Here is a 526-nt window from a genome sequence, read left to right as displayed (position 1 = left end):
GTTTTTTTGATATTTTCTAAGGCATTTAACTTACGCTGATGAAGGGTGATGAGGGTGTTTATGTTGTTAAAAATGATTGAAATTTTGCTTTGTTCATTTATATTACAAATTTTAATAAATATATTCATTAATGTACTAGCATTGAGTTTAAAACGCTCACCTCCAACTAATAATGAACTTCAATCAACTCTCTTTAATGATAAAGATATAAAAAAATTATTATTTAATTTATTGTTAGTTTTTATAACATGCGCATGGTTATTAACTCATATTTTTTCATTTACGTATAAAATTGAATAGTTATTAACATCATTTGCACCATCCTCAGCAATTAAAATATTTTCTCCGGAATGAGTATAACCCTTCACATAATCTTGTATTCCATTTGCTCCATAATATGGAGTATTCCCTTTTATTCTATTTTTTTCAGAAATTGGAACCCTATAATTGTCAAATCTATCACAAATATTTTCTAGCCTTTCCTGTTCTCAAGCGTTAGTAAATTCCTTAAATCTTATTGATGGAA

Annotated in this window: 1 protein-coding gene; it reads right to left on the bottom strand. The window is 26.6% G+C overall.

Annotated elements, in window-relative coordinates:
• Positions 1-526: restriction endonuclease subunit S (locus tag ACWXVJ_RS03165; protein WP_455966514.1), on the bottom strand; the 526-nt coding region annotated here is incomplete at both ends.

Source organism: Mycoplasma sp. 773, assembly GCF_053851515.1.
The sequence above is the reverse complement of the archived record's forward strand: the minus strand, read 5'-3'. Positions and strand labels throughout refer to the sequence as shown.